This window comes from Candidatus Weimeria sp. HCP3S3_B5 (assembly GCF_052064335.1).
GTDB lineage: Bacteria > Bacillota > Clostridia > Lachnospirales > Lachnospiraceae > Weimeria.
In genome coordinates this window covers 25,022-35,162 of the sequence record NZ_JBQHVU010000021.1, presented here as the reverse complement: position 1 = coordinate 35,162, position 10,141 = coordinate 25,022, and the positions used below count along the sequence as shown (strand labels likewise).

The window sequence follows — 10,141 nt, the reverse complement described above, 5'->3', positions numbered from 1 at the left end:
TTTTTTGGTCGAAACTATTATACCAGATATAAGGCGATTCTGCCTTTTTAATTGCCACTTTTTATTGATTTTTCAAGGTACAAAGGCACTTTTTAAAGTGCGAAGTTTGAGTTATTGTATTGTTAGCAACCGCAATAATTCTTTTTATATGTACTCAGGAGAGATTTACAAAAATAATACTATAATAATTTGTGATAAATTACAGATAGAGAGAAGAACGATGGTTCGCACCTGCTTCTCTCTATTTCTATGCTTATGAAGTAAGACCAGCCATTCCGGTTTTCTGATTTTTTTTATTAAGCAATCTTCTCAGCAGAGATATTCTCATTAAGTTCATTCTCCATAGCAGATATATCATCTTTCCTATGGGTCATGCGGCGGATAAAAGCAAGGCAGGCCTGTAGGATGGTATCGCAGTAAATCTCGTCATATCTATTCCCTCTTTCACCATCAAATATCACCCAGTTACCATCCATGAACTGCATACAGGTAGAACATTCCTGATAGCCATTCAGCGAGAAAGTATTGGCAGGGAAACGGCTCTTTAACACATCATTCAGAGCATCTATATAAGAATTAGTCGATAGTTTTACCATTCAGTAATCTCCTTTAATTTTCCATCTTCACATTCCAGATTGACCGTTTGGCGATGCATGTACTGTATCTCACGCACAGATCAACAGAGACTATGAGAACTCATCTATTCCTTCTTCAAGATCAGTAAATCACAAAAAGATCTCCAACAGCCGTGAAAAATCAGGCAGGAAACCTGGCGGACAACCAGGTCATCCGCATCATGCCAGAAAAATGCAGACTCCGACAGAGGTGGTTCATCTTGATCCTCCTGAAGAGATCCTGACTGACACAGATTTCAAGCCAACTGGAAAAGAGATCGTAAAACAGCTTGTAAACATCCACATGGTCATTGATGTCAAAGAGTATCATGCTGACGTTTACTATAACTCCAAAACCGGAGAGCATGCTCACGCTGCTTTTCCGGAAGGTGTTGTAGACGATGTGAATTACGGCGGATCCGTCAAGGGTTTTCTTTATCTTCTGAATAACGACTGCTGCACTTCCATCGACAAGTGCCGTCGTTTTCTGTCAGATCTGACCAGTGACAGGCTTAACATTTCAAAAGGCATGATCAATAAACTCAGCAGGACTTTTGCCGAAAAGTCTGACGCTGAATTTAAAAAAACTTTTGCTGATCTGCTCCTTACTCCGGTGCTTCATACAGACTGCACAAATGCCAGAGTCAATGGTAATAGTGCTTTCGTTTTTATCTGTGCGGAACCAGACGGCAAAGCACTGTATTTTGCCCGTGAAAACAAAGGCCATAAAGGAGTAAAAGGCACAGTTGTCGAGGACTATCAGGGAATCCTTGTCCACGATCACGAGGCAACCTTTTACAGCTATGGCTCAGATCATCAGGAATGCTCTGCTCATGTTCTCAGATACCTGAAAGACAGCATAGATAATGAGCCGAACCTGACGTGGAACAAGCAGATGCGGGAGCTGATTCAGGAAATGGTCCATTACCGCAACACACTTGATGATTCCACCGAACCTGATGAGGAGGCGGTCAAAGAATACGAACGCCGATATGATGAAGTACTCGAAACAGCGGAAAAGGAATACGAGTACGAGCCGCCATCGCCGTATTACAGGGATGGCTTCAATCTATACAAACGATTGAAGAAATACAAAGATTATCATCTGCTGTTTCTTCATGATCTAAGAGTCCCGACGACAAACAATGTCGCCGAGAGGTTTCTGCGTGCCTATAAAAGGAAACAGGCTCAGGCAGTATCTTTCCGCAGCTTTGAAAGCATCGCTTATCTCTGCAAAGGCATGAGTATGCTGCACGAATTGCGTCTTGAAGGCGAAGAGAACATCTTCGAAAGAGTATCAAAGATATTTGAATAAAAACAGAACCGATGCTGGTCGACTGCTTGATGCAAGTCTACCGCATCGGTTTTTTAGTTACAAGCCTGCCCGTGAACTGTAACGAACTATGAGAAACCTTGATAAATTAACAAAAAAACACTTGACAATGTAGGGAGCTTCCTGTATAATACAAATATGATGAACTCAGGCGGCGAATGGAGAATGCTCTGAACGTCGGAGAAAATGGAAAGAACCTGTTTTATCATATAAAGGCGATGGCTTCAACAGACTACTGCAATAGCTCTCAGATTACGAAGCTCTCTAATGAAAAACATAGAATCTATAGAGATATAAAGCATACGACCGGTTATGAACTGGACAAACTGACTGAGAAAAATGGTACGTATTATACTGATGACGGTCAGGATATACTGGACCTGGCGGATAAAGGTGTTGAGGCTGATGATGATATACCGGGTATGTACAAGTGGCTTGAGAAAGAGAGCATTCATAGCAGTATAGGGCATATGGCAAGGATAGGATGGAAAAATATACCTGATATGACTCTCCAGATAGCGTATAAAAAAGGCGAGCTGATAGATGTGCAGCAGAACAGAATATTCGACAAAAATTTTTTTGAAAATCGAAAAAGAGAATGGTATTCAGTAATGTAACGAGGCGAAATAATATGAATAAAAACAAAACTTTAAAAAGAATCATTACATTGTTTGTAATGGCAGCAACAATTACTTTTGGAACATATGCAGGTCATGTAGTGTCTTATGCGAATCAGGACACGTTAGATAGAAAGTCATTATCTCATACAACAGTAATAACTTTAGATGGTATACGACCAGAATATTTGTCAAAGCAATCCTCAAATATTACCTTAAATAAGGATTGGGCTATGAGCACAGGTGTGGGAACAGTATATTCAATAGGGCAAATAGTGGATTTAAGTAAATACCTACCGTCTGGATCAACAATTACAGATATTACTTTATATTGTCCAAGATCTGAAAAGGTGACGCAATCAAAGTTTACCACAATTAATAATTACGAACTTACAAATAAGTCAACCAATAATAAAACAACAGTAAGATTTTGGAGAACAGATAATCCTTCAAGTAGTAGTAGAACAAGTTACTTCAATGGTGATTCTTCAAATACTAAGTTTTATATCCGTATACAGGGGAGCATCTTGCAGCAGTATACTGGAATGGATGGCTTTACAGTTTATGGGTCGAAGATGATAGTACAATATAGATAAGGGGAATAAATGCTGACGTCTCAGATATTAGAGAGTACTTTAGAAAATCATACAAGAAATACATTCTTAATGTCACCAGATTGGTCGATTATACCGAGCAAATGTGTTGATAGAAGAAATGACACAATAATGCTAGATAATATAAAAAGATTAGCTTTTGAACAGCTCCATACACAGGATACAGAGAAATTGAAACTGATTGATGAACGGAAAATTAGACTTCAGGCAGAATATATTTCTGATGTATCGCCAAATAGGAAGTTGATTTATAAAGAGACGCAGAAATTGATAAGAAAACAGGGATTATCAGAAAAAAACTGGTCAGCAGGAAAGAACACATTACTTTATTATTTGAGTAAAAATGGAGATTCAAAATCAGATAAGTACATAGCGCAGAAGCATTTTCCGATAATGGATGGTTCTTACGTGACCTTTCCAGCTTTGACCACTGGTGGTTACGGAGTTAATGTCTTTTCTCTGGGCAAAAGTATACTTTCAAATATTGGAGATGGATGGACTTATGAATTAACTCCTGAAGAATGGTATAAGAAACAGGAATTTAATAAATTGTACAGCGATGCATTACAATTAGGATTAAATAATGATTGTGTCGGCAGTGCTTCAATAGATGGAATTATATATGCACATGAAAAGTTTGATGTACTAACATAATTAGAAAAAAAGATTGAGATACAGGCTTCTATGGATTCCATAGGAGTCTTATTTTTGCCTGAAAGTCCAGATGAACCCGGATACCGCTCAAAAAATTTTTTAAGACATTGACAGGACATCAAAGGCAGCCAGGTACTTCTCAAAGCACCGATCTTCTGATAACATAGATTCTGGCAGAAAAAGCGCTTATTGATTGCCTTAACAACATCGGAGGAGGAACTGCTTATGGGCTTTAAATCGGAGAGTGATGATACATGTGCCAGTCTGGCACTGACTGAAAACAGATTTCTTGATGAGTATTTCAGGAAGGATTCAAGAGGGAAGATCACTATGCTTCTTTCTGAGTTCTATGCAATTCCTGAGAAACTGCAGGGCTCAAGGGACATTCTGAGGATGGATGTCATATGTGAGCGGGATTACCAGCGGAGCAGGATGGATGATGGTGTGCGGGTGCAGACTTCATATCTTTCTGACACGACGGGGAATGAAGCTATCCATAATGTTATGCTCGAAGAGGCTATTCTTTCAAGTGATATAGGAAAGGCTGTAAGCAACATGGAATCCAGAAAAATTTTCCAGTATCGTCTGAGCCAGATCGAATCGATGAAGAATGATTTTGCTTTTGTGCAGGGATTCATCAGAATGCTTCCGACTAGAGACAGGCTGCTGCTGGAAGAATACCACAGATGCTGTGGCGACAGACATCAGATAGAAGAACTTGCTGATAGCTACGAGCTGCAGATGCACTCGCTATATGTCAGGATCGGACGTATCCGCATGAAGATCACTGACATGGCATTGCCAGGCTTTGACAGAAGATATGGAGGGAATGCCGCTTGAACAGATGCATGGGCTATCTGCTCTCTATGATCGGAGTAGACAGCAGGAAAAAGAAAACAGATGCCAGATATGTCAGGTACAGAGAAGGTTCACAGATGTACAGGATGACGTTTCCAGGCTTCCTAAGGCTTGCCTGGGAAGCTGGAGCAGTCTGTGAGACCGAAAACAGACCCGATGTAGTAGACCTGGAGATACTTGATGCTCATATACTGATGAAGCAGAAAGAATCACAGGGATCTATCTGATAGTATGATGTGGCCGCAGTCCGGGAGGGTGCGGTCACGATTATTTATAGTAAATGCAATGAAAATACTGCTATCATGATCAGTGATATGAATTTTTGTTATATGGAGACCAGACATGAGTGCGAAGAAGGAAAATAATTCTGGAAAAGCGGCTGTCAGCGGCGCTGATAAGGTCAGCGCAGAGATCGCTATTGTCGATGAACAGACTATCCGGGATAAGATATATGTAGTCAGAGGCGTTCAGGTTATGCTGGATTTTGATCTTGCTGAGATCTATGGATATACTACGAAAGCATTCAATCAGTAGGTGAGGAATAATATACAGAAATTTGATGACGATTTTCGGTTTCAGTTGACCAGGGAAGAAATTGATGAATTATCGAGGTCAAAAAATTTGATCTCGATACAGACAAAGGGTGTTAAGGGTGGTAGAGCATATCTTCCCTGGGCCTTCACGGAGTCAGGTATTCATATGCTTATGACTGTGCTGAAAGGAGATCTGGCTACACGTCAGAGTAAAGCATTGATTCGGACGTTTCGTGCTATGAAGGACTATATCGTTGATAATAATGATCTGCTTCGCCAGCATGATCTACTTCAGTTATCCCTTAAAATTTCTGATTCAAATGATAAGCTGACAGAAACAAACGAAAGACTTACTAAAACAGATGAGAAGCTTAATAAAACGGTTGATACAGTACAGATAATACGCGAAGAGCTGGTACATGACAAGCTCTTGGATATTGATGTTGTGGAAAAACCCTTAAAACATGGCTAAGGATTTCACAGTCTATCCAAAAAATGTTTTCAAAGGCGATGGGGCAGACTGTGTTTTTAAGTTTCAGTAAGTTTCACAGAATGAAATTTCTATAAAAATCTCTTGCATTTTCACTTGCAATCCGTCATAATAATTTCAGTCGATGTTGTCGCAGAGGTTGTCACGGAGACAACCATATGACAACAGAAACGGCGTGAAATTATCGAAAAATGATACAGAGAGTACAAAAATGAACTGTATTTAACGAATATATGCAGATGAGGCGGTTGATACCAAGTTAGTATTATCGAATTCGAATAACGGGAATATGCTCACAAAGCTTGAATTTACGGGCTTGGTGGGCATTTTCTTTTTCTGCTGGGGACGGAATGGGGGTGTTCCTGCTACACTTTTTTGAAACTCTCTATTTGGGGATGGCAAATGAGCATTTTTACTTGACAGATAACAATTGACTTTTAGCAGACGATAGTGTATATTCCCGTCTTTAACACTTGACGAATATAATAGTGCCAGAATTCTTGACTGTTTTCAAGGTTCTGGCACTTTTGGCTTTTCTAAAAATGTTGTATGGAAACCTTCCTCCAGAAAAAATCTTTCATAAAATTTTCTTCAGTTTTTTATTCAATTCTGATGGCTGATAATACTTTCGGTCTAGGCTCAGATCAAAGACCGCTTCCAGTGCATTAAGCGTCTGTGAACCGGTGTAGGTCGAAAGATAATACATATCCTGCACGTTGGCCACCTCCATGTGTTGAAGAGTTTCGATGATGTTATCCGTGGTCAGGTGAATAGTGCTGTCTTTCAGAGCTTTACAATAATCGTCCAGCTTGGCATCCATGAGCCTGTACAGCAGCAGTGCTGTGTAGCAGATCATGAAGTGTGCCTTGATGTGAGACTCTGTCTGGAGATAGACAGGACGTGAGCAGAAGTTAGTTTTCATGACTCTGAAGCAGTCTTCAATTTTATATCTTTTTGCGTTCAAAGAGATTATGCTGTGAACGAAATCATTTTCACTTTCACCTTTGTCCGGTGTGAGGTTGGTTGCAACAGCATAGTATCCGTCGTATTTTTCTTCTTCGGCTATCTTCTCCTCGTCAATGACATATCTGTCTGCATCAGGCCCGTCTTTCTTCTTGTTTGATCTTTTGATAAAGCGGGTCACATCGTTTGGACCTTTCTTAAACGTTTCCGGATCCATTTTTTTCAGAAGATCCTTTGCACGCTGAACCTGATTGTTTCTGATGTGACGTTCGTATTCCATCATCTTGCGGGAAAACGTGACGATAATGACCTGTTTGAGTGCTGCCTTGGATTTCACTTTTCTCGTTTTTCCGTTCTTGTAGACTTTGACTTCTGTAAGACCTGTATCAACGGCTTTGTCAGCTGTCAGTATTTTATAGGCGCAGTCATCATAAAGAGCACGATTGGCTCCGCTGAAGCGGTCGAAGTTTTTCATTTTTTCAATCGTGACTGATTCTCCTGAAGAAACCAGGCGATAATCATAGTCATTGAATACCGCCTGTTGGAGGACTTCTGAAAGCTTCTTTACAGACTGAGTAACGACGAAAGCTCTGCCTCCCATGCTGTTGAAAAGACGGATGTTCAGAGAGTTAAGACCGCCGTCTGCGCAGTAGATGAATTTCTTTCCCTGAAACATCTGAGTAATCTTCTTCTCGAGCGGTATGGCAAGTGTCTGCTCGTTGGTGGAGCCGGAAGCCAGGCACATGGAGATTGGAATACCTCTGGAATCGATGAAAAGTCCCATTTCAACAAGCGGGTTTGGCCGATGCTCTTTGGAAGGACCGTAAAGCCGGAATCCTTTCATGATCTCTCCCGTAACCTCATCCACAACCACATCCTCTGTTTCTGTTTCAAAGTAGTAATTCGTGCAGTCAAAGTAGCAGACAGAGTTGTCCCTTTTGATGACATCGCAGCTTTTTTTATACAGATGAGAGATGTAGCCATCATGGTTTGCAGCCAGGATATCAAGAGTTCTCATGATATGCTGATATCCGAACTGAGGCGCTTCATAGTAATGATCCAGATGCTCGTATGTGCCAAGCTTGGAGTCAGGATTGAGAATTCTTGCATACGTTAGAAAATGGTTTACCTGGTTCGGATCAAACGTGATCTTGGAATCAGCGGTGACGTTTCTGAAGAATTCATCAAGCTGCAGCTGATGGTAGATGGATTGAAGATAAAAGTATCCGATGTTCCTCGTTGTGGATTGTGATACCACGGCGTTTGATGCAAGAACCTTTTCTGCAAAGTCAATTTTTACCTCCATTGAGACCTTGCCATCTTTCAGCTCTTTGTTTGCCTCAGCCACCTTTTCTTTTGCATAAGCAAGTGGATCGCTGATGCCTTGCGCAAGCAGCTCGGAATGTTTTCCAATACGTGCGACATTCCGCGTGGATGTCTTCTTTCCGTTTCTGAATCCCATCTGGATAAAGTATGTGGGGTCTTTTGATTTTCTGTCATAGTTCAACTTCATGCCTCTATTATACCATACCGTACAACGTATTTTTTGAAAAACTTGACAGATTTTGGGCATGAAAAAAGCCGCATTTCTGCGGCTTGTAAGTGTTTTTATTTAATTCTTATGCTATAGTAAGTGTTAAAGATCCGCATTTTTACTTGACAGATAATAATTGACTTTTAGCAGACGATAGTGTATATTTAAATTACAAAGAGAAGATACTACAGTCGGGACGGAGACTTAAAACCCGTTTCCAGTGGTCGGGATGAAGACCTAAAACTCATTCCCATTACAGAGTAAACTGCTAAAAATCAAAGGCGGATGGCTTCGGTCATCCGCCTTTCTTTAACAAAGGAGATGAAATGGCAGAGGAAAGTTTTAAGGAACGTGCCCGACAGGAAATGATAAAAGCTGCAAAACAGTATAAGGACATCTATGTTGATTATGAGTATTTAATCTGCTCGGTAGCATTTGAGAAAAATGATTATTATATAATTGCTGCAGAGGAAGATAATTTTCAGCATTTAACAGGTGTGCAGTCCAAGATAGATGCTAAGACATTTTTCCGCAAATGTTATGATGGAACGCTTGCGGATGTGGACTTTGATTTTGCAAAAGCAGGACAGAATGAGAAGTCGGCAAAAGGTACAGTAAGAAGAAAAATACAGGTTTTGCCGGATATGATGACACTAATGAAATCGGATGTTCAAGTAGAAGAAGGCTTTCGGAAAAATCGGGTAGTGTGTTCGCTGGCAACAGCGGATGGAAACTGCACATTAGGTTTTTCAGAATCAAAGAAAGCACGTCCGAAGTCCTTGATAAAAGGAAATGAATTGAAGAATCCGGGGACTGTAGATTTGATTCTAAGAAAAACAACCGGAAGTTTATTCTTTGATGAAATTATTGTTGGAGATACAGCAATGCTTAAGCAGTTCAGAGAAAAAATTGAGGATATTGTGTCAGCAAAGTTGTTTGAAGATGTAACAGGAGAATAAGACATATGAATGATGAAGATCATGTTTTGTTAAGTGAAAAATGGCTCGATCACAAATTTTATGTGAGGGATGATTCCTGACGTACTCCTTCCGGCTTATATCCATGATCTTCATGAAGAAGTTCCAAAGTACCACGATGACAGTAGATGGTACGTCCAGATTTAGCGGTCTCTACAGTAGTTTCGGTATTATGAAAGCCATAAAGACAAGATGGCAGAAACAAAAATTCAGTAGATTGCGTAAATGCCAGTTGTCCATCTGCTTCAGTTCGTATATAATCCATGATATAGGATCCTCCTGTTGATTGGGTTATTACATCCGGCCAAAGATGCAACTCAATCGTACAGGAAGATCCTTTTTTATGCAACTGTCAATGTGCTATGTCGCCCGGTCAGTGGCCTGAGTATCACATAGAAAAAATGATTGACCCAAAATAAATTCTCTTTCTTTGCATCTTCAAGTTCTTGATGAAGACGTCTATTCTCCTTCATATAATCGGCCTCAGTCTTTTTATCAGGGTCGATTTTTGCTTTGGGCTTCGCATTCTTCGTTGAACTCATTACACCAGTTTGTGTAAATCCTCTAAGCTGTTGATCTCGAGATCAGAAATAATGGATGTCTTGATTATCATTGATATAGCCTTCTAGGTAACTCTATCAATGATATCATTTGTACATTTTTATTCCATAACTTCTGCACATTTTTAATTATAACTTACTAAAAAAGACAATAGAACCGTCCCCTTGTCATGCAAGGTCTTTGAAAAGATCGTCGTATGCAAATAAGGTATCTACAAAGGCATTGTAAAGTGATATAATAATATCATCAGTTTATAAAATTGTAATAATTGAGGACTTGTCAAATGGCAGAAAAACGAAGAGACGGCATACATCAGCTGACGTTTGAAGACTTATTCGGATCTTAAGCATTCCGATAGGGCGCCGAGAAAGAAAAAAGCTGAAAAGCAGGCAG

9 protein-coding genes and 3 pseudogenes are annotated in these 10,141 nt (G+C 40.0%); 8 read left to right on the top strand and 4 right to left on the bottom strand.

Annotated elements, in window-relative coordinates:
• Positions 1 to 296: 296 nt before the first annotated feature.
• On the bottom strand, positions 297 to 596 hold the full coding sequence (locus ACTNCK_RS09910; RefSeq protein ID WP_441082472.1) for a hypothetical protein: 300 nt from the start codon (positions 594 to 596) through the stop codon (positions 297 to 299).
• A 73-nt stretch (positions 597 to 669) separates the two neighbouring features.
• Here ACTNCK_RS09910 and ACTNCK_RS09905 point away from each other — a divergent pair.
• The 7 genes and pseudogenes from ACTNCK_RS09905 to ACTNCK_RS09875 form a co-directional block, all read left to right on the top strand.
• Positions 670 to 1,929 (top strand): annotated as a pseudogene (locus ACTNCK_RS09905) (IS66 family transposase); the annotation flags it as partial.
• Positions 1,930 to 2,102: 173 nt separating this feature from the next.
• Positions 2,103 to 2,564 (top strand): annotated as a pseudogene (locus tag ACTNCK_RS09900) (DUF4885 family protein); the annotation flags it as partial.
• Between the two features lie 14 nt (positions 2,565 to 2,578).
• Complete coding sequence (locus ACTNCK_RS09895) at positions 2,579 to 3,160, top strand: hypothetical protein (protein WP_441082469.1); 582 nt, start codon at positions 2,579 to 2,581, stop codon at positions 3,158 to 3,160.
• 129 nt (positions 3,161 to 3,289) lie between these two features.
• Complete coding sequence (locus ACTNCK_RS09890; protein ID WP_441082466.1) at positions 3,290 to 3,832, top strand: hypothetical protein; 543 nt, start codon at positions 3,290 to 3,292, stop codon at positions 3,830 to 3,832.
• A gap of 225 nt (positions 3,833 to 4,057) precedes the next feature.
• The gene (locus ACTNCK_RS09885) at positions 4,058 to 4,672 is read left to right on the top strand and encodes a hypothetical protein (RefSeq protein WP_441082464.1); all 615 of its coding nucleotides are present in this window, start codon (positions 4,058 to 4,060) and stop codon (positions 4,670 to 4,672) included.
• The gene (locus ACTNCK_RS09880; RefSeq protein WP_441082461.1) at positions 4,669 to 4,917 is read left to right on the top strand and encodes a DUF6462 family protein; all 249 of its coding nucleotides are present in this window, start codon (positions 4,669 to 4,671) and stop codon (positions 4,915 to 4,917) included. Before ACTNCK_RS09885 ends, ACTNCK_RS09880 begins: the two co-directional genes overlap by 4 nt.
• Before the next feature lie 115 nt (positions 4,918 to 5,032).
• A pseudogene (locus tag ACTNCK_RS09875) lies at positions 5,033 to 5,695 on the top strand (ORF6N domain-containing protein).
• 595 nt (positions 5,696 to 6,290) lie between these two features.
• Here the strand turns inward: ACTNCK_RS09875 and ACTNCK_RS09870 are convergent.
• The gene (locus ACTNCK_RS09870) at positions 6,291 to 8,189 is read right to left on the bottom strand and encodes an IS1634 family transposase (protein WP_441082459.1); all 1,899 of its coding nucleotides are present in this window, start codon (positions 8,187 to 8,189) and stop codon (positions 6,291 to 6,293) included.
• 347 nt (positions 8,190 to 8,536) lie between these two features.
• On the opposite strand from ACTNCK_RS09870, the gene ACTNCK_RS09865 reads away from it, so the two are divergent.
• Complete coding sequence (locus tag ACTNCK_RS09865) at positions 8,537 to 9,169, top strand: PBECR4 domain-containing protein (protein WP_441082456.1); 633 nt, start codon at positions 8,537 to 8,539, stop codon at positions 9,167 to 9,169.
• A 58-nt stretch (positions 9,170 to 9,227) separates the two neighbouring features.
• On the opposite strand, the gene ACTNCK_RS09860 is transcribed toward ACTNCK_RS09865, so the two are convergent.
• Together ACTNCK_RS09860 and ACTNCK_RS09855 are read right to left on the bottom strand one after the other, a co-directional pair.
• A complete protein-coding gene (locus ACTNCK_RS09860) occupies positions 9,228 to 9,452 on the bottom strand; it encodes a hypothetical protein (protein ID WP_441082453.1) in 225 nt (74 codons plus the stop codon).
• A 76-nt stretch (positions 9,453 to 9,528) separates the two neighbouring features.
• Positions 9,529 to 9,729 carry a hypothetical protein gene (locus ACTNCK_RS09855; RefSeq protein ID WP_441082451.1) on the bottom strand — a complete coding sequence of 67 codons (201 nt, stop codon included), beginning with the start codon at positions 9,727 to 9,729 and terminating at the stop codon, positions 9,529 to 9,531.
• Positions 9,730 to 10,141 lie beyond the last annotated feature (412 nt).